This window comes from Acidovorax carolinensis (genome assembly GCF_002157145.1).
Taxonomy (GTDB): Bacteria; Pseudomonadota; Gammaproteobacteria; order Burkholderiales; family Burkholderiaceae_C; genus Acidovorax; species Acidovorax carolinensis.
The window spans coordinates 3,253,827-3,276,440 of sequence record NZ_CP021361.1 but is presented as its reverse complement, the minus strand read 5'-3'; the positions used below and the strand labels follow the sequence as shown (position 1 = coordinate 3,276,440).

The window sequence follows — 22,614 nt, the reverse complement described above, 5'->3', positions numbered from 1 at the left end:
GTCAGGACGCAGGCCGGTGAAGCCGTCATGCGGGGATGCCGAGTCGGCCATGTCTCCATTCGGGACAGGCGGCCCGTGCGTCCTTGGCTTGTCGTGAATCCTGGCGGGGGCGCGGCTGCGCCTTGGGCTTCATGGCCACAACCTTCCAGCGAAAACAATTTCCCCGCCGCTGCGCGGCTTCCTCGCGCAGCAAATTCTTTTCGCTTCCAGGTTCTCCACGGTGTTGCGACCGCTGCGCGGTGCGGCCAGCCCATCCCCCGCCGGCCGGTTCACAACAAGGACGCACTGGCGCGACCTTGTTCAACCCGAAAGGAGAAATCATCATGGCCAACATCGGCACCTTCACCGCAGAGAAAGACGGCTTCACCGGCCAGCTCCGCACCCTGACCCTCAACGTCAAGGTCAAGCTGGTTCCCAACGACAAGGGCGACACCGAGAACGCCCCGACTTCCGCCTTCAGGCGGCCGGCCACGACATCGGCGCGGCGTGGAAGAAGACCAGCGAAGCCGGGCGGCCCTACGTGTCCGTGTCCCTCGACGACCCTTCGTTCCCGGCGACGGTCTATGCCCGCCTGATCGAGAACGAAGATGGCACGCACGACCTGATCTGGTCGCGCAGCAAGCCCAAGGCGGCCTGACGGCCGCCCACCGCGCCCCGTCCATTGCGACGGGGCGCCGTGCTGGCACGTCCGTAGAGAGGATGTCTCCACTGCATGCGGACGTGCTCGTCCAATACCATCTAACCTTGGGAATCGACGGCAACCGATGGGATAGAACATGCAGCAGCGGTTTGAAGGAATCAACGGCGAAATCCTGCCGGATACGCAGATGTCGGATTGGCTGCGAGTTGAGCACGTGCTGCAGCGATTCCGCGACGTGTGGGTTCCGATCGAGACTTATCCATTCTTGGCGGTAGATACCGCGCGGGTCGAGGCGTACCGCAAAGAAGTCCACGAGTTTTCAGTGTTCGCCAACGGCCGCTTGATGCAGAACATACGACCCGACGAAGGCGGGCGCCGATTGCTCAATGTATTCATGGGTGGTGGCGTCGATGCTGGGATGTCGCCGGAGGCACAGGTGATCGTCGAAGGCATGGCCAACCCGCGCGCCCAATGGATGATCTATTTCAACGACCCCTTCTACATCGGGATGCACCCGTTCGCCGCGCTCGGCACGCAATACATCTATGCGGATCGCAGTGGCAGCTATCAGCGTACTTTCGCTGAACTGGTCATCGTCGATCGGCACAGCCGACCGCGTTCTTCGCACGTCGATTTCGACCCGCTGGCGGACATGGTTCGCACCTTCCACGAGGACTACATCAACGGGCCGCGCGATGCGCCACGCGACATCGGTCGCCTAGCCACGCTACTCGATGCGATGTTCGTCGAGAACGGGAAAATTCACGCAGCTGCGATGCAACACCATCGCGAGCGCGCGCCGCTGGAAAAACCGTTCGACTACATCGCGCCGACACTGACCCGCTACGGCCGACTGACCCACGATGCCGCCGGTCAGCCGCGCATCGAACTGTCGTTCGCGCTGCTGCACTACGAAAAGGCGCTGCGCGAGTTGCACGAGTTAAAGGCGGCCATGCAGAAGCGCGATACCGAAGGTGCGTTCTTCCACGGCGTCTATTGCGTTGTCGCAGTCGCGGCCTGCGCCGAGGCGATCGGCAACCGGCTGGTGTTCCAGCAGACAAAGGTCCATCCCGATCACCGCGACAGGCGGACGCCGGTGCAGAAGATCAACGAGGCCGGGGCGGCGCTGGCTCAAGCCGCTGGCCGGAGCTTCGCGCCTCTGACAGCGGGGCAGCCTCCCTATGACGCGCTGGAGATGGTGCGCGAGCTGCGCAATGCGTTCATGCACGCCAAGGAACGCGACGAGGAAGTCGATCCGGTGGCATTGACCTCCACCGTGTTCACTGCGGTGGACGAAAGCCGCTGTCGCGGCTACTTGCGGACTCTGCGTCTGGCCGTGGCCTGGGTCTACGACCAACTTGCGCCCGAGCACGCGCCGCCGATCGTGACACGTGAGAACGTGAAATGGTTGGGGGATCTGGAAGTACCCTAGAAAGGGCGACTTCTTGCTGCACTACAAGGCCGCCAACAACGCGGCCGAAGGCCCGGCGACTACGGACAGGGCGTTGTCGCTTTGCGTGCGATTGATGTCCCTGACTTCGGTCGCCGTGGCATTGCGCCGGGACAGCAACGTCTGCGGGACCAGAGCGGGACACGCCAGCACGGCGAGGGATCGGGACAGCGGCACCGAGAAACCCTGACGCAGATCGGATTGCGGAATCGGCGTGTCTCCCAACACAAACGCCTCAGTCGCTGGCACATCGAGCAGCCACAGCTCCATCTGCTGCAAGTGCTGCTCGACCAGCGGCATCGCACGAAGGGCATCTTGCTCGGGAAGCTGCGAGGACTGCGGCGACAGCCCGGTCAGTTCGGCCAGCTCCGCTGCTAGTTGCTCCTTGGAGCGCGAGCACAGAACTACGTAGCAGTCGTGCGCATCGGCCTCGCTGACGGCAAAGCCGGTCATCCGCGCCTTGAACTCGTCTAGCGAGTAATCATGAGCGGTAGCCAGCACTTGGCCCAACTCGCGGCTGCGTTTCGTTCCGTGCCGGAGGATGTCAGGGTGCCGTGTCGCTTGCAGAGCCAACACTGCGCAAAGGTGGTTCCTGTCGTCCGCTGTGCTCGTATAGCTAGGGCTGTGCAGCCGTTGGAACAGCTTGGCATCTTCGGCTTCCACTGCGGAGAGCGCATCTTCCAGTGAGTCCGACGGGTTCCACTGATCGTCGAAGACCGTGTAGAGGTAGTCCTGCTGCATGATCGTTCGCGTCGACACGACTCTGATCCCGTCGCGGAACTTCCCATAAAGGTGCCCATTCGGCCCCCTGAAGCCGCGTTGCCAGTATTGCGGCACGTAGTGGTGATTGGTTTTCTCGAATTTCATCATGAGCAGCTTTGAGCGGATCGCACACAAGAGGAAGGTAATGCAATTCCTGCGCGGCGTCAGATGTCCTTGCGAGTGGCTTCGATCTCTTCCAGCTCTTGGCGCACCTGCGCCAGGAGCTGGTCAACCTTGCGCGTGCTGTCGCCGGCGTAGGCCAGCGTCAGCAGCGTGAGCGGATGCACTCCCATGACCTCGCACAGCTCGGCCAGTTTGTGCATGGTCGGACTTTTCAGGTCGCGCTCCAGCGAACTCATATAGGTGCGGCTCGACACGTCAGAGAACGCTTCCTGGCTCAAGCCACGCGCTTTTCTGACCGTCCGTATTGCCGTCGCCAATGAGTTTTTCGCCGCCACCTATGGTTTCCCCTGAAAAACCAAGATGACAGTCGATTGCGCTCTATAGGGCTACAATCTATAGTGTTCATTTCTGGTTGAGCAACCCGCCTTCGTGCTTTTACGGAAATCCGCCTGGGCGGATTCCAACAGAATCGGGGAACCGCATTCGTGTCTTTCCTGGCCTGCACAATTCCGCTTCTGCGTTTCCGTGCATGTACGGATTCGACGGCTCGCGCCTTCGTGCTTCCGCACGAAAGCACGCATCCGCTTCGCCGGTTCCGCGCTTTGACGGGAAGACGTATCCATGCATCGTCGGATTCGTGGGAGTGCCGACCATGACCCAACCGCTCATCACCGCCGAACACCGCGCCCAACTGCTCGCCATCGGCGAGGCACGCGCTGCGGGCCAGAGCATCGACCCGATGCCGGCGGTGCGGCTGTTCACCCCTGACGCGCACGCCACCTGGCTGCTGGCCGCGCTTGATCCGGCCGATGGTGATACGGCATGGGGACTGATCGACCTGGGAATTGGCATGCCCGGGCTGGGCCATGTGAAGCTGTCCGATCTGGCGTCCATCGTCGGGCCGCGCAAGCAGCCGGTGATGCGCGACCGCTACTTCCAGCCGGTGCGGCTGCTGTCGGAGTACCTGCGGCTGGCCGAGGAAAACGGCTCGATCACCGACTGAGCAACCTCAGCCAACGACGGCGCATTCTGACTATTTCGGTCTTACCCAAGACCCGGAACGTCTGAATCCACACTCTTGCACCGAAGCGGTACGCTTCTGATGCAAACAGTCATGATCTTTGACGCGGGCTGCTGCACGGTGCTCCACGCTGCGCACCATTTTTGTGGCGGCGCAGCCGTCGCATTCAGACGATTTCCGCAATGCCCTGGAGCGAATCAGTCTTGACACCAGCAGTTACAGTTTACCTCGATTTCGATGACTACTTGATGGCGACTCGATAGCTCTCGCACGCCGGAATCCGTCGCGACGTTCCTGCTGAACGACAGGAGGCTGCGTCATGGCTGACCCGAGCGCCGAACACTGGTATCCGACCGCCGCGTATCTCTACACGCTGCACCTCGACGGCCCCGCGCTGGCGTGGGAATACCTGCGCCGCCACCCCGACTACCGCCGCGACTGGCTGCACCGTCGCCGCCGACCGGAGGCGGCGCATGCTTGGGGGCTTCGCCTGCTCGAAGATCCCACCCTGGATGCGCGCGACGCGCATCCGGCTTGGTTCCCCGACCACGATGCCGTGGTGCAGCTCTATCCCGATGCCGATCCGCCGCCCAATGCCTATGCCTTCGAGTTCTGGCGCGTGCCCGGTCGCAAGCACCTGATCCACGATGGCAAGCGCCTGGTGCTGGTGTCGCGCTGGCCCGGCTGCTGCATGCGGCTTGCGCTCGCGCCGGGGCTGGAAGACGGCATGGCGTACCTCTACGCCACCCGCGCCTGCGCCACGCCCTGCGCGCGCTATCGCACGCTCGCAGCGGAACTGGACGCCTTGGCCGTGGCGACGGCTGCCGTACCTGCAGCAGCGGCCCGTTCCCGGCCCACACCCGCCGCGCTGCTGGAACTGCACACCTTGCAGGCGCTTGATGCGACCCTCGCGGGCGCGTCCTTGCGCGAGGTGGCCGAAGGGTTGTTCGGTGCGGATGCAGTCGTAGCCGATTGGCACGCGGACAGCGCCTTGCGCGCCCGCGTGCGCCGACTGGTGCGTCGTGGCGATGCGCTGATGCGCGGCGGCTATCGCCGCCTGGCACAGCTTCCGCCAGCTTCGTCGCATTAGGGGGGGACGTTTCGCGCCCCCTGCAAATCGTCCCTTAGCAGGAAGCCTCGCTTTCTTGAGACTAACTCCATCCGGTCGCGCTGTGTGGCCGGGCTTTGCCGACCGATGGAGGTTCATCCCATGCGACCTGCCCCCTTGCGGCCCGCCGCTGCTGTCGCTGCGCCCGCGCAGCCCCAACGCTACCTGACCAACGACGAGGCCGCCGAGTATCTGCGCCTCAGCCCGCGCACGCTGGAGAAACAGCGTGTGATCGGCGGCGGGCCGAAGTTCCGCAAGTTCGGCCGCCGCGTCATGTATGCGGTGGCCGACCTGGATGCCTGGGCCGATGCGCGCAGTTTCGATGCCACGTCCGACCCGGAGTACGCCGAGCGCCATGCGGGTGATTACCGTGATCGCCGCTGATCGTCGGTTCACGGGTGGCCGCCGTCATGTCCCGTCCTGCGCTGCCGTCCCGGCAGCGGCCGGTGCAGAAGCGCGAACAGCTCGACCTGTTCCGCGCCTTGCCCGGCGACATGGCGCCGCGCGACAGCCAGGACTTGATGGCCTATCCGTTCTTCTCGCTGGCGAAGTCGCGGCGCGTCGCGCCGATCGACTTCCGGGCGGGCAACGTGACGATCCGCGTGGAAGGCACGCAGGAGCACGGCATCGCCACGATCTGGGATGCGGACGTGCTGATCTGGGCGGCCTCGCAGATCGTGGAGGCGAAGGACGCCGGCCTGCGGCCGTCGCGGCTCATGCAGGCTACGCCCTACGAGATCCTGCGCTTCATCGGGCGCGGCAAGTCGCTGCGCGACTACCAGCGCCTCAAGGCCGCGCTCGACCGGCTGCAATCGACCACGGTGGCCACGTCCATCCGCGAGACGACGGGGCGGCGCCTGCACCGCTTCTCGTGGATCAACGAATGGAAGGAGCTGGCCGACACCAGCGGCACGCCGCTGGGCATCGAGCTGATCCTGCCGGACTGGTTCTATGCTGGCGTGCTGGACGCCGCCCTGGTGCTGACCATCGACCCGGCGTATTTCCGGCTGACAGGCGGCATCGAGCGCTGGCTGTATCGCTTGGTGCGCAAGCATGGCGGCAGGCAGGAATACGGCTGGCAGTTCGACTTCCGCTATCTGCACCAGAAATCCGGCAGCACCGCCAAGCCCTACGACTTCGCTTGCGACCTGCGCGCGCTGGTCGCGCGGCAGTCGCTGCCCGGCTACGTCCTGGGCATCGAGCGGATGCCGGACAGCGGCATGGAGCTGCTGACCTTCCGGCCCGTGCCGCCCACGGCACGGGGATAACTCCGGGACAAGCTGTGAATGGTGTCGTGCTATCAGGCGTGCGGGGTATCGTGCTATCAGGCGTGGCACTATCGTGCTATCAGGCGTGCCAATCGGCCGCAAACCCGCGCCAGCATTGGGTTTTCGCGCCCTCTAACATTCCTAACTTAAATTCTCTAACTTTTGGTAGAGCAGCGCCGTTTCGGTGGACAACTGCCGCAAGGCAAAAAGCGCCGCAGTCCCGAAGGCAAGAACAGCCCCAAAACCAACCCCGTTCGGCAAGGCAAAACCAGGCCGGCTTTCCCGATCGGAGGGCCGCGCCATGATCGTCGCCTTGCTCAACCAGAAAGGCGGCGTCGGCAAGACCACGCTCGCCACGCACATCGCGGGCGAGTTGGCGCTGCGCGGCCTGCACGTCATCCTGCTGGATGCCGACCCGCAAGGTTCCTCGCTGGACTGGACGCAGCGGCGCAGCCAGCAGGGTTTGCCCCGGCTGTTCAGCGCCGTGGGCCTCGCCCGCGAGACGCTGCACCAAGAAGCGCCGGAACTGGCCCGCCGCGCAGATCACGTCATCATCGACGGCCCGCCACGCATCGCGGCACTGGCGCGCTCCGCGCTGCTGGCGGCCGAGCGCGTGCTGATCCCCGTGCAGCCCAGCCCCTACGACCTGTGGGCCAGCGCCGAGATGGTGACGCTGATCCGCGAGGCGCAGGTGTTTCGGCCTGCGCTGCGCGCGGCCTTCGTCATCAATCGGCGCGTCAGCACCACGGTGATCGGTCGGGAGGCGCGGCAGTCGCTGGCCGAACAGCCGCTGCCGGCACTGCGCGCCGAGGTTCGCCAGCGCATCGTCTTCGCCGACAGCGTGGCCGCCGGTCGGCTCGCACGCGAGACGGCACCGGACAGCGCCGCTGCACGCGAGATAGCCGCGCTGGTGGACGAGCTGCTGCGGTGGCCGACATGACCGCAAAGCCACCACGCAGCAAGCGCGTGGGCATCGGTGCGCGTCCGCCCGCGAATCCGCACGCCGAGGCGTGGATTCGCCAGGGCGATGCCGATGCGCTCAACAAAGGCGACCTTTACACGGCTCGCCTGACGCTCGACGTGACGCCCGCGCTGCGCGCGCGCATCAAGATCGCCGCCTTCGGCCAGGGCGTGACCGTGGCCGAACTGCTGCGCGGCCTGCTGGAGCGGGAGTTTCCCGACAAGCGCCCGGAGAACCTGCCATGAACATATCCGCCTTGCCTGCCGCTCACGCGGCGACGGCTGCACCGGCTGCTGCGCCGCCGCCTTCGCTTTCGACGCTCGCCGGCCAAGCTGGCAGCGTGCCCCTGACTCGCGTATCGCTCGCCTACATCGAACCGCGCTTCAAGCTCTACCTGCGTTTCGGCGAACCGGCGCGCACGCTGCGGCTCGACCGCTGGCGGCGCTGCGCGGTGTTCCTGCCGCGTGCAATGTTCTGCCGCGTGCGCTGGGAAGCAAACGACTACGGCACGATCCGCTGGCAGCTCATGGTGATGCAAGCCGCCACGCCGCTGGACGACATGCAGCGCATTCCCGGCGTGCGGCCGGGCGCACGCCTGCTGCTGCACGCCGAAGGCGAGAACGCGGTGCGTGCCGTGCTGGAACGCATCGACGGCATCGACGCGCAGGGCATCGCCGCCATTGACGTGTCGCCCGCGTACTGGCGCACGCTGGGCAACCGTCTGGTGGCCCGCCTGCCTTTGCCCGAATACACCGCCGAGCGGCACGCCGCCTGGCTGGCCGGGAGGGCGCTGCCATGACCGCTGATTCCATCACCGCACGCACGCCCGAAGCCGCGCCGCATCCTCGCTCGCGCCTGCGCTTTCGCATCGTGCTGGCAGGCTTCGCCGCCGTCGGCCTTGCTGCGCTGACCTGGGCGGCGTTCGTGCAACCGCTGCCGCGCCTGATCTACAACCCGTCCGACAGCGTGCCGGTCGGCTGGTATCGCGTGCAGCCGCTTGACCATCGGGCCGCCTCACTTCCACGTCGGCTGGAAGTAGGCAGCATTGTTCTGACCCGATTGCCCGCCGACGCTGGCGTGCTTGCTGCGCAGCGCGGCTACCTGCCGGCACACGTTCCGTTGCTCAAACGTGTGGGCGCGGTCGCGCCGCAACACGTCTGCATCGTCGCCGGGCAGGTTCGCATCGACGGCGCGCCTGCGGCCGCCGCGCTGCCTGCCGACCGGCTGGGCCGGCCGCTGCCATCCTTGCAGCTTTGCCGCCGCCTCGAACCGGGCGAGCTGTTCCTGTTGAGCGTGACCAATCCGGCGTCGTTCGACAGCCGCTATTTCGGCCCGGTCAGCGCATCCGCCGTGATCGGCGTCGCGCATCCGCTCTGGTTGGAGGCACGCCCATGATGGCCGCCGATTCGCTGCACGTTGCCGCGCATCCCATCGTGCCATCGGGCGTGTCGTTCCGGCTGCTGCTGCCGTGTCGTCGCGCGTGCAGTGCGAACGCATCCGCGCCGCACTTCGCGCAACATCCGGCGCAGCCATCCAACGTGCAGGCGTCTTGCCTTGAACACGCCCGGCCTGCGGCCATTGGCGCGTTCACCGGCGCGCTGGCTGCAAGCAGCACAGCGCCGCCGGGCCGCCGACGCCCGGAGCGAGAGCGAGGGCAAAGGCGGAAGGCAAGACAAAAGGACGCGGCACCGGGCCGCGTCGAAAGCCAGTCTGCACATGGGGGTGGCGCGGCACGCAGCGGCTTCGCCACCGTGCCGCTTGGGGCGCGAGGCCCGCGCCAATGCAGGCATGTCCGCGTGCTTCGCACGACCGGACACGCCAGAGCTTGCAGGGAGCGCAGCCATGACCGACCGCCGCGACGATGATTTCCGCATCCGCCCCAGCGCCCCAAAGAACCGGGGCCAGGGCTTCGTCTCCAAGGTGCTCAAGCAGGCAGGCAAGGCCAGCAGCGGCAAGTCCACTGTGCGCCGTCTTGGCACTGCGAGCGGCACCGGGAGGGGCACCGGCCAGCGGCCCGGCTCGCGCCTGGGGCGCGGCCACACGGCGGCGCGCTTCGCCGGAGCGAAGCTCACGCCCATGTCGCGGCGCGTGACCATCAAGACGCTGCTGGTCAACCAGCGCCAAGCCAGCCCGCAGTCGCTCGCCAAGCACCTGCGCTACATCGAGCGCGACGGTGTGGGCCGCGATGGCGAGCCGGGCCAAGCCTATGGGCCGCAGACCGATGCTGCCGACCTCGACGCCTTCAAGGAACACTGCGCCGACGACCGACACCATTTCCGCTTCATCCTCTCGCCCGAGGATGGCGCGGAACTGGAAGACCTGCGCACCTACACGCGGCACCTCATGGGCCGCATGGAGGCCGACCTGGGCACGGGCCTCGATTGGGTGGCCGTCACTCACTGGAACACCGACAACCCGCACACGCACATCGTCGTGCGCGGGCGCGATGACACCGGCAAAGACCTCATCATCGCGGGCGACTACATCGCCGATGGCTTCCGCCATCGCGCCGCCGAACTGGCGACCGAATGGCTGGGGCCGCGCACCGAACTGGAGATCCAGCAGACTTTGCAGCGCGAGGTCGAGCAAGAGCGATGGACGAGCCTCGACCGCACGCTGCAACGTGAGGCCGGCGATGATGGCCGAGTGCATGTCGAACGCCTCAACGAACCGCGGTTGCAACGTCAGCGCCTGCTGCTGATCGGCCGCCTGCAACGCTTGCAGCGCCTTGGCCTGGCCGACGAGCTGCGGCCGGGCACCTTGGCCTTCCATGCCGACGCCGAGAAGACCTTGCGTGCCCTGGGCGAGCGTGGCGACATCATCCGCACCATGCAGCGGGCCATGCGTGGCGAGCCGCGCGAGTTGGCGGTGTTCGAGCCGGGGGACGATGGCCGAACCATCGTCGGTCGCGTGGCCGCGAAGGGGCTGGCCGACGAGCTGCGCGACCGGGGCTATCTGGTCATCGACGGCGTGGACGGCAAAGCCCATTACGTCGCGCTCAATGCCCGCGACGAACTGGCGAACTATCCGACCGGCGCGGTGGTGGAGGTGAAGGGATCGGCTGACGTGCGCGCTGCCGACAAGAACATCACCGCACTGGCGAGCGGCGGCCTATACCGCACCGACCATCACCTGGCCGTTGCGCAGGGTCAAGCCGTGCCCGGCCGCGATCCGCAGGAAGTCGTCGCGGCCCACGTCCGCCGGCTGGAAGCCCTGCGCCGCGCAGGCATCGTGGAGCGCGTGGCCGAGGGGCTATGGAAGGTGCCGGACGACCTGGCCGAACAGGGCCGCCGCTATGACGCACAGCGCCTGGGCGGCGTGGCCGTGGAACTGAAATCGCACCTGCCCATCGAGCGGCAGGCCCGCGTGATCGGAGCCACCTGGCTCGACCAGCAACTGATCGCTGGTGGCTCGGGCTTGGGCGACCTGGGTTTTGGTGGCGAGGCCAGACAGGCGATGCAGCAACGCGCCGACTTTCTGGCCGAACAGGGGCTGGCCGAGCGGCACGGGCAGCGTGTGATCCTCGCGCGCAACCTGCTGGGCACGCTGCGCAACCAGGACCTGGCGCAGGTCGCCAAAGACATTGCGGCCGACACCGGCTTAGAGCATCGCCCGGTGGCCGACGGGCAGCGCGTGGCTGGCATCTACCGGCGCTCCGTCATGCTCGCCAGTGGGCGCTACGCGATGCTCGATGACGGCATGGGGTTCTCACTGGTGCCGTGGAAACCCGTGATCGAACAACGCTTGGGGCAGCAACTTGCCGCCACGGTGCGCGGCGGCGGGGTGTCGTGGGAGATTGGGCGGCAGCGTGGGCCGTCAATCAGCTAGTGCTAACCCATGTATTTCGCTTTGTTTGAAAGCCTCGGTCAATTCCGAGCGAGCGGACTGCCAATGTGACTTCAACTCACGTATCGCGTTGCATCCATGTTCAGTCAGAATAATCTCGACAACTCTGCGGTCATGCGTGCGATCCATGCGCTCTTGTGCTGCTCTTTGGAGCATGCCCTTGTTTTCAAGACGGTCCAATAGCCTTGTCACAGAGGCTGAGTCGACTGCCAGACTGCGGGCCAAAGTGCTAGGCGTACATGCTGGAGTGGCTGAAATATGGTGTAGCGCCATCACCTGCACAGCGGTCAAACCGAACGGAGCAGCCACGCGATTCAGCACTTGATTCCTTGCTGTGCAAAGCCGCGTGATGGCCGTAGAAAGCTCCATCACCCGAAGGGCGTCGTCTGATTTCTCCGTGCCGATTGACCCATTCGGCATCATGACCGGGAACGCTTATTGGGCGAGTCCTCGCCGCAACCATAGGCACGCATGAATGTCATTACGGCTGCATTCGCCCACTGGTCAATCTGCGCCGAGGAAGGCGCGGCATCCGGATGAGTCAGGCACTGAAGCTGGGGTTCACCCCGAACCAGGTTGATGAACAGACTGGCGGCCGTCTCGCGGCCAATCTCGCCAAGATCGACCTCGCCGGATGCTGCCGCATTGGCCAGTTGTTCGGCCACCATCGCCGTCATGACCTGCGGGCCGGCCAGATAGAACGTCCGTGCGAGCTGGGGAAAGCGTGGGCCTTCGGCGATCACGACGCGGAAGACAGCCAGCCCGCCCGGAGACAGCACGATGTTCAAGTAGGCCCGAGCCAACAGGGTCAACGTTTCTCGCAGCTTCCCCGGGCGGAACTCGATGCCCTGCACCGTGTTCGTGAACGCTGCACATTCGGCTTCGATTACCGCGGTGAAGAGTGCTTCCTTGTTCGCGTAGTGCGCGTAAACCGTGGACTTGGACACGCCAGCCTCGCGCTGGATCATGTCGGTTGTTGCCGCGCTGAACCCATGGGTCAGGAAGACGTTTCGCGCAGCGCGCAGAACGGTGAGAGCCTTGGCGTTCAGCTCGCCGCTGCTCGGCGGCGGGGCGGTCATGACTTGGTTGGTTCGTCGCATCTGCTTGGGTCGGAAGTTTTGACACGGTGGCCAGGATTCTATATAGTACCAAACCGCTCGGTACGCATCAACCTAACCATTCGTCTCACAGGCATCTGCACCTAAGCAGGTTTCTTGTGAGCCGTCGGCTTAACTTTTATCGTAAATCACACCGAGCGGTTCGGTACTATTCGCGCATTGGATAAACCTTCATGACGTCACAACCGCTGCTCTCACAACTGCTGCGACAAGCAGGCACGGCGCTCTGCACGATCTCACTGGTCGGCTGTGCGGTGGGTCCTGACTTCGTGAAACCCGACGACAGGCTTGCAGCCGTTCAACTGTCGCCCAGGGCGGATTACGCGCAGGCTCAGGAAACATCCGCTGCGAACTTCCCATCGTCATGGTGGACGCTGTTCAACGATGACGTGTTAGCGGATCTGCAAGCCCGTGCGCAGGCGGGCAACCTGAACCTGCAGATCGCTTCCGAGCGCATTGAGCAAAGCCGGGCGCAGTTGGGGATTGCTTCCTCGCTGCTGCTGCCCAGCGTGGGCGCATCGGCAGGCTATTCCCGCGAGGCCCTCAGCGAGCACGGCAAGTTTGCCGCGTTGGGTGCACCGACGAGCGCGAGCGATTTCTGGCAGTTGGGATTCGACGCCAGTTGGGAACTCGATCTGTGGGGCCGCGCGCGGCGATCGCGCGAAGGCGCCGCAGCCGCCTTCGAGGCCACTGTGTATGAGCGCGAGGCGGCACGGGTGGCCTTGTCCGCCGAAGTGGCCCGCACCTACCTCCAATTGCGAGGAACGCAGGCGCAACTGGACATCACCCGGCAGAACCTGGAGGTCGCCGATCGCACCCTGCGCCTTGCCGAAAGCCGTGAGCGCAACGGTGTCGCCACGCGCTTTGAAACCGCTTCGGCGCGCGCGCAACTGGCAACGGTGGAGGCGCTGGTGCCAGAACTGGTCCAGCGCCGCAACACGCTGATGAACGCCTTGGCACTGCTGCAGGGGGAGGAGCCGCGCGCCCTCGATGCGCAGTTGCTTGAGGCGATGCCCTTGCCTTCGCTTCCTTCCAATGTGCCGGTGGGCCTGCCCTCCGAATTGGCGCACAGGCGGCCGGACATACAGCGCGCCGAAGCCCAGCTCCATGCCGCGACGGCGGCCATCGGCGTCGCCAAGGCCGATTTCTACCCGCGGATCGGCTTGCGGGGAAGAGTCGGCGTCGAGGCCTTCGAGTTCAACGACCTCGACAGTTGGGATTCCCGGTTCTTCTCCGTTGGCCCGACAGTCTATCTCCCGATCTTTCAGGGCGGTCGTTTGAAGCAGCGCCTGGCGCTGAACGAGGCACGGCAAAGAACAGCCGCCATTGCCTATCGGCAGACGGTGCTGCAAGCCTGGCATGAAGTGGACAACGCCCTGGACGCCTGGGCAGCCCAGCAGCACCGACATGCCGAATTGCTGGTTTCGTATGAACAGAACAAGCAGGCGCTGCATGCTGCCGAGCGCGGCTATCAGGAAGGCGCTGCCGACTACCTGAATGTCCTGGCCGCGCAGCGTGGCGTCCTTGCCAGCCAGACCAGCCTCAATGCCAGCGCCACCAACGCCGCGCTCACCCTGGTCAATCTCTACAAGTCGCTGGGCGGTGGCTGGGACCCTGACGCACTCACATCCGACCGGCAGGCCGGCGGCGATGCGCCCCTGACGACCACTGCGTCGTCTGCCACCTCGCCATCAAAGGCCGGCCAATGAGTGCCGCAGCGTTGCAGCCGACAGCGGCGCCACCCGCACCCGCTGCTGCGGTAGCCCCTCCGAAGCGGGCGATCGCCGGGCTGGTCGGCATCCTCATCGCGGCCATGATGGCCGGACTGAACAACCGCGTGGGCGCGTTGGCGCTGGCGGACGTGCGTGGCGCGCTGGGCTTCGGCCTGGACGACGCCTCCTGGCTCACGACCGTCTATAGCGCCGGCGAAGTGATCGCCATGCCGTTTGCGGCATGGTTCGCCATCACGCTCTCAGTGCGCCGCTTCGAGCTGTGGATGATCGGCGCATGCACCTTGCTGGCGGTGTGCATTCCCTTCATCCATGACCTCGATCTGCTGCTGGCCATGCGCTTCCTGCAAGGCATCGCCAGCGGCACGATGATTCCCGTGCTGATGATGGCGGCGTTGAAGTTCCTGCCACCCCACATACGGCTGCACGGACTGGCGCTGTATGCACTGACGGCCACCTTCGCCCCCAACCTCTCGATCTGGCTGGCGGGGCAATGGACGGATGGCCTGTTCGATTGGCGCTGGGTGTACTGGCAAATCCTTCCGCTCGCGGCCATTGCCGCCTTGTTGATCGGATGGGGCCTGCCGAAAGACCCGATCCAGACAGACCGCTTCCCGCAGGCCAACTGGCCGGGCATGGCTTTCGGCATGCCGGCATTTGCCCTGATTACCGTCGCCCTGGATCAGGGCGTGCGGCTGGACTGGTTCAACTCCCCCCTCATCGTCGTCTCATTGGTGGCCGGGCTGACGCTGCTGGCGGCCTATCTGCTGACGGAGTGGTATCACCCGGCGCCGTTCATCAAATTGCAGATGCTCAGCCGCCGCAACCTGGCGTTGGGCTTCACCTTGTTCATCTGCCTTCTGGTCGTGCTGACCTCTGGCGTGATGTTGCCGATGACCTATCTCGGGCCGCTCCAAAGCTACCGACCGCTTCAGATGGCACCAATCGGGCTCATCGTCGCGCTGCCTCAACTGGTCCTGGGTTCCGTGGTGGCGCTGTTCCTGTACCGGAAATGGGTCGATGCCCGATTCGTGTTCGCGGGCGGCCTGCTGCTGATCGCCCTGGCGTGCTTCTTTGGTGCGCAATTGACTTCCGATTGGAACCGCGACCAGTTCGTTATGACGCAGACGCTGCAAGCCTTTGGCCAGCCCATGGCTGTCGTCTCGATGCTGTTCCTGTGTACCAGCGTCGTACATCCCAGCGAAGGCCCGTATGTGTCGGGGAACATCAACACGCTGCGCGCCCTGGGGTCGGTACTCGGGGGCGCGGTGGTTGGGCAACTCGTGACCGTGAGACAGCGGTTCCACGCGGAAATGCTGCTGGACCACGCTGCGTTGGTAGGCAACTCCGTCCCGCTTGCTCCGGAGCCCGCTCAACTGATGGGAATCATCGGCCAGCAGGCGCTGGTGCTGTCAGTCGCGGATGCCTATCGCGTACTCGGCGTTCTGGCGCTGGTGATGGTCCCCTTCGTATTGCGGCTGACCTGCATTCCCGCCCCCGACTTGCAGGCCGCTGCTCCTCAATCCAAACCTTTGCCCCAAGGATAGTTTCACCATGGCCATGCCGAAGAAAGCCAAGATTACCAGTGCCGTGCTGCTGCTCGCAGTCGCAGTGGGCTGTGTCATTTATCTGAATCGTCCCGAGTCCAGCGCATCGACCCAATCTACGGACGATGCCTACGTCCAAGCCGATTTCACCCTCGTCGCGCCGCAGGTGTCCGGCGTGATCGGAAAGGTACTGGTCGAAGAAAACCAGCCAGTGAAGGCTGGGGATTTGCTCGTCGCCATCGACGACCGGGATTTCATCGTTGCGGTGAACACGGCAAAGGCACAGGTCGCCGCTGCCGAGGCCAGTGTCGAGGGGCTTGCCGCGCGTGTGGTGCAGCAGGAAACCGCGATACGTCAGGCGCAGGCGGCCGTTGCGGTGGACGATGCAGAACTCAAATTGGCAGAGGCCAACCAGAAACGCTACCGGAACCTGGCCTCCGATGGATCAGGTTCGATCCAGGCACAGCAACAGGCCGAGGCGCAGTTGGCCATTCGGCTGGCCAGCCGGGACAAGAATCGCGCGGGCCTGCAAGCGGCGCGGCAGCAGACGGACATCCTGAAAGCCGATCTTGAAAAGGCCAAGGCTGCGCTTTCTCAAGCGCAAGCCGCACAGGCCGCAGCGGAGTTGAAGCTCTCCTATACCCAAATCACGGCGCCCATCAGTGGCGTGATCGGCCAGAAGTCAGTGCGCGTCGGATCGTTCGTGAATGCCGGCAAACCATTGGCGGCCGTCGTTCCGCTGGATGCGGTCTACATCACGGCCAACTTCCGCGAAACGCAGTTGGCGCGCGTGCGGCCTGGGCAGCCGGTGGACATCAAGGTGGATGCCTTGCCGGGTACCGAGTTGAAGGGAACCGTGGAGAGCCTGGGGCCGGCCAGTGGCGTCAGCTATTCGGCCGTCGCGCCACACAACGCCACGGGCAACTTCACCAAGATCGTCCAGCGCCTGCCTGTGCGTATTCGCATCGACTCCGACCAGCCTGATGCGGCGAATCTGCGCGTCGGTATGTCCGTAACGCCGAAGATCCGCATCGGCGACTAGGTCATCACTCCAACATGAGGAGCCACACAAATGAGGCAATACCTTTATCGCGTAACTCTGGAGCAATTGACGGATTCACATGGCGTCCCCAGTGAACGCAAGCCTCTGCAGTTTAAGGTTGGGAATCATGACGACATCATCTCTGTCGTGACGTGGATTCGCAGCAGAGGTGATTTCAGCAGCCAGGCAGATGCGGCGGCATTTGCGGTTGGCCTGAAGCTGTTTGGCGGAGCCATCCTGGCGAACAAAGACAACCCGCTTCTATTTTCATTCCTGCCGCAGCTATATCAGTTTGTCAAGGATTTGAAAGCAGGATCAACCGACAGCCAAAGAAAAGACTGATTGTTCTCTTTGCGAAATGGGATGTGAATCGCCATGGAGCTTCGTCACCTTCGATACTTCCTGGCCGTGGCCGAAGAACTCCGTTTCGCTCGTGCGGCGGAGAAGCTGCATATTGAACAATCGCCGCTGTCGCGGGCCATCAAGGAACTGGAGGAAGAACTCGGTGTGGCGCTGTTTGCCCGTACCACGCGCAGTACGCGGCTAACCCATGCCGGAACATTGTTCTTGGAGCATGTGCGTCGCGTGTTTGCCGCCTTGGAACAAGCGCGTGATAGCGTGAAAGCGGCAGCTAATGGCTTTCATGGACAATTGCGAGTGGCCTTGTCGGATGGCATTACACCGTCGCGCTTGCCGACCTTGTTGGCGTTATGTCGTCAGGAAGAACCCGAGGTCGAAATCCGCTTCTTCGAGGTGCCGCTGTCGCAGCAGATTAAAGGGTTGCACGATGATCTATACGACGTGGGGTTTGCTCAGTCCGACGAGGTGGGCGATGGCATCGTCGCGTTGCCAGCTTGGAGTGATGCGCTAATGGTGGCGGTCCCCGCTCGCCATCCTCTACTGGCCCACAAGCGTATCCCCTTGGACGAACTGCTGCGCTATCCGCTGGTTTTGTGCGATCCGCAAGTGTGTGAAGGCCATGCCAAACACGTGGAACGAGTGCTGCGTCGTGCTGACATGGAACCGTTGATCGCAGAGCGAGTTGCCACATGCGATCTGATGATGGCGCTGGTATCAGCCGGCTTCGCGCTCGGGCTGGCGGGCGCTGCGCATATTTCCGCCAGCCGTGAACCGGGAGTGGTAGCGCGGCCACTTGCGTCGCGTGTACCTCCGCTGACGACTTACTTGCTTCGTCTTGACGGTGATCCGTCCGACGAACTTGCACGGTTCATCGAACGGGTACAGACAATTGAAACGCCGGAGACTCCCAGGCCCATCCGAGGCCGCAGTTCTGATCCACCGGAGGAATTGATGCCATGAAGAAAATCATTCCGTTCTTGCTCGTGACCGCCTTGTCTGCTTGCGGCCAATCCGAGGCACCTCAGAAGGCCGCCGATTCGGAGACGAATATTCCGACGGTGGAAGAGCTGGCGGCCAACCCTGACCAGCTTAAAGGACTGCGCCAACAGTGCAAGACCGATCGCCCCAAGCTGGGCGACATGCTGTGCAACCGGGTGGCCGAAGCCACGCGCAAGCGATTCTATGGCGACGGCGAAACGCCCTATACACCGCCGAAAGAGTCGCCAAAGTTCTGATTGTTGGCCGCTCGCCGATTCGCCTTCACTTTTTTTTCGACACGCCGCAATGCGCTCGCGCTTGCGGCGTTTTTCTTTGGTTCGCCGTCGCACTCATTCTGTCTTTTTGCTCGACCTTTCTTCTGAAAACGGTCTTTGACCGGCACTGACCCGGCACCGATCCTGACGCCTGCGGCACGCCTTTGTGCCGCTCTTTCCATGAGGAATCAGCTCAGGAGAAATCGGAGGCCAGGTCATGCAAGGGACGAACGTGCTGTTCGGTCAGATCGCCGTGGTATTCGGCATCGTGATCGCCGGCGTGTGGGGCGCCACACAATGGACAGCAGCGGCCCTTGGCTACCAACTACGCCTTGGCTCGCCCTGGTTTGATTTCTTCGGCACGCCGGTCTATCACCCGTGGCGGCTGTTCGAGTGGTGGTTCTTCTTCGACGCCTACGCGCCGCGCGTGTTCGACACCGGCGGCGCCATCGCGGGCGGCAGCGGTCTTGTTGCCGTGCTGGTGGCGATTGGCATGTCGATCTGGCGCTCGCGGCAATCGCGCCTGGTCACGACCTACGGCTCGGCCCGCTGGGCGAACGCGGATGACATTCGCAAGGCCGGCCTCACACAGCCGGCCGGCGTGTTCCTCGGCCAGCACGATCGCCAGTACCTGCGTCACGAAGGCCCGGAACACGTCCTGACCTTCGCGCCCACGCGCTCGGGCAAAGGTGTCGGCCTGGTGGTGCCGACGCTGCTGTCCTGGCCGGCCTCGGCCGTCATCCATGACATCAAGGGCGAGAACTGGCAGATCACCGCCGGCTGGCGCAGCCGATTCAGCCATTGCCTTCTGTTCAACCCGACCGATGCGAAGTCGGCGGCATACAACCCGCTGCTGGAGGTGCGGCGTGGCGCGCATGAAGTGCGCGACGTGCAGAACATCGCGGACATTCTGGTCGATCCCGAAGGCGCGTTGGAGAAGCGAAACCATTGGGAAAAGACCTCGCACGCGCTGCTGGTCGGGGCCATCCTGCATGTGCTCTACGCCGGCGAGGACAAGACGCTGCGCGGCGTCGCCAACTTTCTCTCCGATCCGGCCAGCCCGTTCGAGCTGACCTTGCACCGGATGATGACCACGCCGCACCTCGGCGACGGGCCGCATCCGGTCGTCGCATCGGCGGCGCGTGAAGTCCTCAACAAGAGCGACAACGAACGCTCGGGCGTGCTGTCCACGGCCATGTCGTTCCTCGGCCTTTACCGCGATCCCACGGTGGCCGAAGTCACCTCGCGCTGCGACTGGCGCATCGCCGACCTGATCGCTGCGGAACATCCGGTGTCGCTGTATCTGGTGGTGCCGCCTTCGGACATTTCGCGGACGAAGCCCCTCATTCGCCTGATCCTCAACCAGATCGGGCGGCGGCTCACCGAATCGCTCGACGGTTCCGATGGCATCGCGCGCCGCCACAAGCTGCTGTTGATGCTCGACGAGTTCCCGGCGCTGGGGCGCCTGGACTTCTTCGAGACGGCGCTGGCCTTCATGGCGGGCTACGGCATCCGCAGCTTCCTCATCGCGCAGTCGCTCAACCAGATCGACAAGGCGTATGGGCAAAACCACTCCATCCTCGACAACTGCCATGTGCGCGTGACGTTCGCCACGAACGACGAGCGCACCGCCAAGCGGATTTCCGAGACGCTGGGCACGGCCACCGAGCTGCGCGCGCAGCGCAACTATGCCGGCCACCGGCTCGCGCCGTGGCTAGACCACCTGATGGTGTCGCGCCAGGAAACCGCGCGCCCGCTGCTGACGCCGGGCGAAGTCATGCAGCTTCCACCTGACGAGGCCGTGGTGATGGTGTCCAGCGTGGCACCGATCAAGGCCAAGAAGCTGCGCTACTACGCGGACGCCAATTTCAAGCGTCGCGTGCTGCCACCGCCCGCGCTGGCGGATGGGCAGTACGCCGACGCGCCGCCATTGCGGCCCGACGACTGGAGCGGGTTGGCGATTCCCGCCGTGCCCACCGCACCCGCCGCGGCATCCGCTGATGGCCTGGGTTCCGCCGATGACGGTGGCCCACGCCGTCAGCCCGAACTCTCCGAAACCGTCGCCTACGACCCCGAGCTTGCCGCGCCTGCGGCCGACCTTGGGCTGCTCGATGACGACGACGACCTGCCGCTTCCCCTTCCTCGCCAGTTCGATCCAGCCATGCAGCGCACGGCCCGGCTGGCTTCCCTCGACCCCAACGACGGAATCGAGCTATGAGCCAATATCGCCTGAATCTCTTTATCCAGCCGGAGCACGCCAAGCGCCTGGACGAGCTGGCCGCCAAGAAAGGCGTGTCCAAGTCGTCCATCGTCGCGGCGGCGCTCGCATCGTGGCTGTCGCCCGATGCCGCCGACCAGCGCGAAGCGGCTATCGCCAAGCGGCTGGATCGCCTGTCGCGCCAGGCCGAGCGTATGGAGCGCGACCAGAACATCCAGATCGAAACGCTGGCGCTGTTCATTCGCTACTACCTCACGGTCAGCGCGCCAGTCCCCGAGGCGCACCAAGAGGCCGCCCGCGCCCAGGGCAAAGCTCGCTTCGAGCAGTTCGTTGAACAGTTGGGTCGGCACCTGCTGCGCGGGCGCAGCCTGGTGCGCGACGTGGTGGAGGAACTGCATCCCGACCCAATGCGGATGGAAGACGCGGCGGCAGCCGCGCAAGCGCAGGAGCGTGCGTCATGAGCGCCGTTCCACAGTCCATGAGCGCCACGTCGCTCGACCGCCGCATCCAGATGCTGCGCACGGCGATGGGGCCGCTGATCGCCGCTGCGCTCGAAGACCCGGACGTGGTGGAGGTGATGCTGAATCCCGATCGCACCCTTTGGGTGGATCGGCTTTCCAGTGGGCGCGCGCCGATGGGCGTGGAACTGCCCGAGGCGGACGGCGAGCGAATCATCCGCCTGGTCGCGGCCCACGTCGGCGCAGAAGTCCATCGCGGCCAGCCGCTGCTGTCCGCCGAGTTGCCCGAAACGGGCGAACGCTTCGAGGGCATCTTGCCACCGGCAGCGCCGGGGCCGGCCTTCGCGCTGCGCAAGCGCGCCATCGGCGTGATTCCGCTGGAGCGGTACGTCATCGACGGGATGATGACCAGCGCGCAAGCGGGCTTTCTCGTTCGCGCCGTGCGCGAGCGGCAGAACGTGCTGATCGCCGGCGCCACCAGCAGCGGCAAGACCACGCTCGCCAATGCGTTGCTCGCCGAAATCGCCGCCACCGGCGACCGCGTGCTGGTGCTCGAAGACACGGTGGAACTGCAATGCGCAGCCCGCGACCACGTTCCGCTGCGCACCCGCGCAGGCGTGGTGTCGATGACCGAACTGGTGCGCTCGTCCATGCGCCTGCGGCCTGATCGCGTCGTCGTTGGCGAAGTGCGCGGCGCCGAGGCACTGGATCTGATCAAGGTGTGGGGCACAGGCCATCCGGGCGGTATCGCCACGATCCATGCCGGCTCCGCGCTCGGCGCGCTGCTGCGCCTGGAGCAACTGATTCTCGAAGTGGCGGTGAACCCTCCCCGTGCGCTGATCGCCGAGGCGGTCAACGTAGTGATTCACATCGCCGGACGCGGGCGCAAGCGCCGCATCGAGAACATCGCCCGCGTCGTCGGCTTCGACGGCGTGGGCTACCAATTGGCGGACGCGCTGGAAACGCCGTTTCCCGAGCTGCCGCCACGTCCCGATGCCGCCCCCGCTGCGGCGACTTCCCCATCGCCTGACTCACTTGGAGAACTGCCATGACGCAGATGATCGTTCCTGCTTTCCGTTTTTCTGCAAATCCGGCTTTGCGTCTTGCGCGGCTGCGCTGCCTGGCCCGCCCTGCGGCGCAAGGGCTGCTGCTGGCCGCGCTGCTGTTGTTCCTGGCCGGAACCGCGCAGGCCGCCGGTTCCTCGATGCCGTGGGAAGGCCCGCTGCAATCCATCCTCGAATCCATCCAGGGGCCGGTGGCGCGCATCGTCGCGGTCATCATCATCATCGCCACCGGCCTTGCGCTGGCCTTCGGCGACACCTCCGGCGGATTCCGCAAGCTGATCCAGATCGTCTTCGGCCTGTCCATCGCCTTCGCGGCTTCGAGCTTCTTCCTGTCGTTCTTCAGCTTCTCCGGCGGGGCCGTCGTATGAGTGCCCCGGACACCTTCGCGGACGGCTTCGAGGTGCCGCTGCATCGCTCGCTGACCGAGCCGATTCTGCTTGGCGGTGCGCCGCGCACCGTGGCGATCGCCAACGGCACGCTGGCCGCCGCCGTCGGGCTGGGCCTGCAACTGTGGATTCCCGGCGTGGTGCTCTGGATCGTCGGCCATTCGCTGGCGGTGTGGGGTGCGCGCGTCGATCCGCAGTTCATGCAGGTCTTCGCCCGGCACATCAAGCACCGCTCGCTGCTGGACGTGTGAGGGGAGGA

General features: G+C 64.9%; 26 protein-coding genes and 1 pseudogene. 22 read left to right on the top strand and 5 right to left on the bottom strand.

What is annotated here, in order from left to right; genetic code table 11:
- The first annotated feature begins 323 nt into the window (after positions 1–323).
- Positions 324–637: pseudogene (locus CBP34_RS15320) on the top strand (DUF736 domain-containing protein).
- 139 nt (positions 638–776) lie between these two features.
- A complete protein-coding gene (locus tag CBP34_RS15315; protein WP_094098533.1) occupies positions 777–2,072 on the top strand; it encodes a hypothetical protein in 1,296 nt (431 codons plus the stop codon).
- Positions 2,073–2,093: 21 nt separating this feature from the next.
- On the opposite strand, the gene CBP34_RS15310 is transcribed toward CBP34_RS15315, so the two are convergent.
- Positions 2,094–2,957: a DUF4238 domain-containing protein gene (locus tag CBP34_RS15310; protein WP_157896493.1), complete on the bottom strand. Its 864-nt coding sequence runs from the start codon at positions 2,955–2,957 to the stop codon at positions 2,094–2,096.
- Between the two features lie 59 nt (positions 2,958–3,016).
- On the bottom strand, positions 3,017–3,310 hold the full coding sequence (locus tag CBP34_RS15305; RefSeq protein WP_094098531.1) for a helix-turn-helix domain-containing protein: 294 nt from the start codon (positions 3,308–3,310) through the stop codon (positions 3,017–3,019).
- Positions 3,311–3,627: 317 nt separating this feature from the next.
- Here CBP34_RS15305 and CBP34_RS15295 point away from each other — a divergent pair, with 317 nt between their 5' ends.
- From CBP34_RS15295 to CBP34_RS15280, 4 genes are all read left to right on the top strand, one after another.
- Positions 3,628–3,978: a DUF2958 domain-containing protein gene (locus CBP34_RS15295; protein ID WP_094098529.1), complete on the top strand. Its 351-nt coding sequence runs from the start codon at positions 3,628–3,630 to the stop codon at positions 3,976–3,978.
- A 337-nt stretch (positions 3,979–4,315) separates the two neighbouring features.
- Complete coding sequence (locus CBP34_RS15290; protein WP_094098528.1) at positions 4,316–5,086, top strand: DUF2285 domain-containing protein; 771 nt, start codon at positions 4,316–4,318, stop codon at positions 5,084–5,086.
- A 120-nt stretch (positions 5,087–5,206) separates the two neighbouring features.
- Positions 5,207–5,488: a helix-turn-helix transcriptional regulator gene (locus CBP34_RS15285; protein ID WP_094098527.1), complete on the top strand. Its 282-nt coding sequence runs from the start codon at positions 5,207–5,209 to the stop codon at positions 5,486–5,488.
- Between the two features lie 26 nt (positions 5,489–5,514).
- Positions 5,515–6,372, top strand: a complete 858-nt coding sequence (locus CBP34_RS15280) for a replication initiator protein A (RefSeq protein ID WP_094099204.1) — start codon at positions 5,515–5,517, stop codon at positions 6,370–6,372.
- Positions 6,373–6,513: 141 nt separating this feature from the next.
- Here the strand turns inward: CBP34_RS15280 and CBP34_RS19815 are convergent, their stop codons facing one another.
- Positions 6,514–6,675, bottom strand: a complete 162-nt coding sequence (locus CBP34_RS19815; RefSeq protein ID WP_157896492.1) for a hypothetical protein — start codon at positions 6,673–6,675, stop codon at positions 6,514–6,516.
- On the opposite strand from CBP34_RS19815, the gene parA reads away from it, so the two are divergent.
- The 5 genes from parA (at position 6,674) to CBP34_RS15245 (ending at position 11,161) form a co-directional block, all read left to right on the top strand.
- Entirely contained in the window at positions 6,674–7,312 is a 639-nt protein-coding gene (gene parA, locus CBP34_RS15270; protein WP_094098526.1) for a ParA family partition ATPase, read from the top strand. The genes CBP34_RS19815 and parA overlap by 2 nt on opposite strands.
- On the top strand, positions 7,309–7,578 hold the full coding sequence (locus CBP34_RS15265; protein WP_094099205.1) for a chromosome partitioning protein ParB: 270 nt from the start codon (positions 7,309–7,311) through the stop codon (positions 7,576–7,578). The genes parA and CBP34_RS15265 overlap by 4 nt, the downstream gene beginning before the upstream one ends.
- Positions 7,575–8,132: a DUF2840 domain-containing protein gene (locus CBP34_RS15260; protein WP_094098525.1), complete on the top strand. Its 558-nt coding sequence runs from the start codon at positions 7,575–7,577 to the stop codon at positions 8,130–8,132. The genes CBP34_RS15265 and CBP34_RS15260 overlap by 4 nt, the downstream gene beginning before the upstream one ends.
- A complete protein-coding gene (locus CBP34_RS15255) occupies positions 8,129–8,728 on the top strand; it encodes a S26 family signal peptidase (RefSeq protein WP_094098524.1) in 600 nt (199 codons plus the stop codon). The genes CBP34_RS15260 and CBP34_RS15255 overlap by 4 nt, the downstream gene beginning before the upstream one ends.
- A gap of 447 nt (positions 8,729–9,175) precedes the next feature.
- Positions 9,176–11,161: a relaxase/mobilization nuclease and DUF3363 domain-containing protein gene (locus CBP34_RS15245; protein ID WP_043373731.1), complete on the top strand. Its 1,986-nt coding sequence runs from the start codon at positions 9,176–9,178 to the stop codon at positions 11,159–11,161.
- Here the strand turns inward: CBP34_RS15245 and CBP34_RS15240 are convergent.
- Both CBP34_RS15240 and CBP34_RS15235 read right to left on the bottom strand, forming a co-directional pair.
- Complete coding sequence (locus CBP34_RS15240; protein WP_232081334.1) at positions 11,150–11,452, bottom strand: MarR family winged helix-turn-helix transcriptional regulator; 303 nt, start codon at positions 11,450–11,452, stop codon at positions 11,150–11,152. The genes CBP34_RS15245 and CBP34_RS15240 overlap by 12 nt on opposite strands.
- A gap of 146 nt (positions 11,453–11,598) precedes the next feature.
- Positions 11,599–12,258, bottom strand: coding sequence for a TetR/AcrR family transcriptional regulator (locus CBP34_RS15235; protein ID WP_005304557.1), 660 nt, complete (start codon positions 12,256–12,258; stop codon positions 11,599–11,601).
- A 212-nt stretch (positions 12,259–12,470) separates the two neighbouring features.
- On the opposite strand from CBP34_RS15235, the gene CBP34_RS15230 reads away from it, so the two are divergent.
- From CBP34_RS15230 to CBP34_RS15180, 11 genes are all read left to right on the top strand, one after another.
- Complete coding sequence (locus CBP34_RS15230; RefSeq protein ID WP_005304555.1) at positions 12,471–14,006, top strand: efflux transporter outer membrane subunit; 1,536 nt, start codon at positions 12,471–12,473, stop codon at positions 14,004–14,006.
- Entirely contained in the window at positions 14,003–15,574 is a 1,572-nt protein-coding gene (locus tag CBP34_RS15225) for an MFS transporter (RefSeq protein ID WP_005304552.1), read from the top strand. Before CBP34_RS15230 ends, CBP34_RS15225 begins: the two co-directional genes overlap by 4 nt.
- 7 nt (positions 15,575–15,581) lie before the next feature.
- The gene (locus tag CBP34_RS15220) at positions 15,582–16,616 is read left to right on the top strand and encodes an HlyD family secretion protein (RefSeq protein WP_005304549.1); all 1,035 of its coding nucleotides are present in this window, start codon (positions 15,582–15,584) and stop codon (positions 16,614–16,616) included.
- Between the two features lie 30 nt (positions 16,617–16,646).
- A complete protein-coding gene (locus CBP34_RS15215) occupies positions 16,647–16,958 on the top strand; it encodes a DUF3861 domain-containing protein (RefSeq protein ID WP_005304546.1) in 312 nt (103 codons plus the stop codon).
- A gap of 33 nt (positions 16,959–16,991) precedes the next feature.
- A complete protein-coding gene (locus CBP34_RS15210; protein ID WP_005304543.1) occupies positions 16,992–17,936 on the top strand; it encodes a LysR family transcriptional regulator in 945 nt (314 codons plus the stop codon).
- Positions 17,933–18,211, top strand: a complete 279-nt coding sequence (locus CBP34_RS15205; protein WP_005304541.1) for an EexN family lipoprotein — start codon at positions 17,933–17,935, stop codon at positions 18,209–18,211. The genes CBP34_RS15210 and CBP34_RS15205 overlap by 4 nt, the downstream gene beginning before the upstream one ends.
- A gap of 235 nt (positions 18,212–18,446) precedes the next feature.
- A complete protein-coding gene (locus CBP34_RS15200) occupies positions 18,447–20,447 on the top strand; it encodes a conjugal transfer protein TraG (protein ID WP_043373736.1) in 2,001 nt (666 codons plus the stop codon).
- Positions 20,444–20,908 (top strand): ribbon-helix-helix protein, CopG family, encoded by a 465-nt coding sequence (locus CBP34_RS15195; RefSeq protein ID WP_005304534.1) that lies wholly within the window; start codon positions 20,444–20,446, stop codon positions 20,906–20,908. The genes CBP34_RS15200 and CBP34_RS15195 overlap by 4 nt, the downstream gene beginning before the upstream one ends.
- A complete protein-coding gene (trbB, locus tag CBP34_RS15190; protein WP_005304532.1) occupies positions 20,905–21,957 on the top strand; it encodes a P-type conjugative transfer ATPase TrbB in 1,053 nt (350 codons plus the stop codon). Before CBP34_RS15195 ends, trbB begins: the two co-directional genes overlap by 4 nt.
- Positions 21,954–22,337 carry a TrbC/VirB2 family type IV secretion system protein gene (locus CBP34_RS15185; protein WP_005304529.1) on the top strand — a complete coding sequence of 128 codons (384 nt, stop codon included), beginning with the start codon at positions 21,954–21,956 and terminating at the stop codon, positions 22,335–22,337. The genes trbB and CBP34_RS15185 overlap by 4 nt, the downstream gene beginning before the upstream one ends.
- Complete coding sequence (locus CBP34_RS15180) at positions 22,334–22,606, top strand: VirB3 family type IV secretion system protein (protein WP_068681373.1); 273 nt, start codon at positions 22,334–22,336, stop codon at positions 22,604–22,606. Before CBP34_RS15185 ends, CBP34_RS15180 begins: the two co-directional genes overlap by 4 nt.
- The last annotated feature ends 8 nt before the right edge of the window (positions 22,607–22,614 follow it).

What these genes read in the sequence shown, in the direction of transcription:
- CBP34_RS15205 (WP_005304541.1), top strand. Translation starts at nt 17,933, where the DNA reads ATGAAGAAAATCATTCCGTTCTTGCTCGTGACCGCCTTGTCTGCTTGC.
- trbB (WP_005304532.1), top strand. Translation starts at nt 20,905, where the DNA reads ATGAGCGCCGTTCCACAGTCCATGAGCGCCACGTCGCTCGACCGCCGC.
- CBP34_RS15230 (WP_005304555.1), top strand. Translation starts at nt 12,471, where the DNA reads ATGACGTCACAACCGCTGCTCTCACAACTGCTGCGACAAGCAGGCACG.
- CBP34_RS15210 (WP_005304543.1), top strand. Translation starts at nt 16,992, where the DNA reads ATGGAGCTTCGTCACCTTCGATACTTCCTGGCCGTGGCCGAAGAACTC.
- CBP34_RS15280 (WP_094099204.1), top strand. Translation starts at nt 5,515, where the DNA reads ATGTCCCGTCCTGCGCTGCCGTCCCGGCAGCGGCCGGTGCAGAAGCGC.
- CBP34_RS15245 (WP_043373731.1), top strand. Translation starts at nt 9,176, where the DNA reads ATGACCGACCGCCGCGACGATGATTTCCGCATCCGCCCCAGCGCCCCA.
- CBP34_RS15315 (WP_094098533.1), top strand. Translation starts at nt 777, where the DNA reads ATGCAGCAGCGGTTTGAAGGAATCAACGGCGAAATCCTGCCGGATACG.
- CBP34_RS15260 (WP_094098525.1), top strand. Translation starts at nt 7,575, where the DNA reads ATGAACATATCCGCCTTGCCTGCCGCTCACGCGGCGACGGCTGCACCG.
- CBP34_RS15240 (WP_232081334.1), bottom strand. Translation starts at nt 11,452, where the DNA reads ATGGCGCTACACCATATTTCAGCCACTCCAGCATGTACGCCTAGCACT.
- CBP34_RS15285 (WP_094098527.1), top strand. Translation starts at nt 5,207, where the DNA reads ATGCGACCTGCCCCCTTGCGGCCCGCCGCTGCTGTCGCTGCGCCCGCG.
- CBP34_RS15295 (WP_094098529.1), top strand. Translation starts at nt 3,628, where the DNA reads ATGACCCAACCGCTCATCACCGCCGAACACCGCGCCCAACTGCTCGCC.
- CBP34_RS15215 (WP_005304546.1), top strand. Translation starts at nt 16,647, where the DNA reads ATGAGGCAATACCTTTATCGCGTAACTCTGGAGCAATTGACGGATTCA.
- CBP34_RS19815 (WP_157896492.1), bottom strand. Translation starts at nt 6,675, where the DNA reads ATGGCGCGGCCCTCCGATCGGGAAAGCCGGCCTGGTTTTGCCTTGCCG.
- CBP34_RS15195 (WP_005304534.1), top strand. Translation starts at nt 20,444, where the DNA reads ATGAGCCAATATCGCCTGAATCTCTTTATCCAGCCGGAGCACGCCAAG.
- CBP34_RS15220 (WP_005304549.1), top strand. Translation starts at nt 15,582, where the DNA reads ATGGCCATGCCGAAGAAAGCCAAGATTACCAGTGCCGTGCTGCTGCTC.
- CBP34_RS15290 (WP_094098528.1), top strand. Translation starts at nt 4,316, where the DNA reads ATGGCTGACCCGAGCGCCGAACACTGGTATCCGACCGCCGCGTATCTC.
- CBP34_RS15235 (WP_005304557.1), bottom strand. Translation starts at nt 12,258, where the DNA reads ATGACCGCCCCGCCGCCGAGCAGCGGCGAGCTGAACGCCAAGGCTCTC.
- parA (WP_094098526.1), top strand. Translation starts at nt 6,674, where the DNA reads ATGATCGTCGCCTTGCTCAACCAGAAAGGCGGCGTCGGCAAGACCACG.
- CBP34_RS15185 (WP_005304529.1), top strand. Translation starts at nt 21,954, where the DNA reads ATGACGCAGATGATCGTTCCTGCTTTCCGTTTTTCTGCAAATCCGGCT.
- CBP34_RS15225 (WP_005304552.1), top strand. Translation starts at nt 14,003, where the DNA reads ATGAGTGCCGCAGCGTTGCAGCCGACAGCGGCGCCACCCGCACCCGCT.
- CBP34_RS15255 (WP_094098524.1), top strand. Translation starts at nt 8,129, where the DNA reads ATGACCGCTGATTCCATCACCGCACGCACGCCCGAAGCCGCGCCGCAT.
- CBP34_RS15200 (WP_043373736.1), top strand. Translation starts at nt 18,447, where the DNA reads ATGCAAGGGACGAACGTGCTGTTCGGTCAGATCGCCGTGGTATTCGGC.
- CBP34_RS15265 (WP_094099205.1), top strand. Translation starts at nt 7,309, where the DNA reads ATGACCGCAAAGCCACCACGCAGCAAGCGCGTGGGCATCGGTGCGCGT.
- CBP34_RS15180 (WP_068681373.1), top strand. Translation starts at nt 22,334, where the DNA reads ATGAGTGCCCCGGACACCTTCGCGGACGGCTTCGAGGTGCCGCTGCAT.
- CBP34_RS15310 (WP_157896493.1), bottom strand. Translation starts at nt 2,957, where the DNA reads ATGAAATTCGAGAAAACCAATCACCACTACGTGCCGCAATACTGGCAA.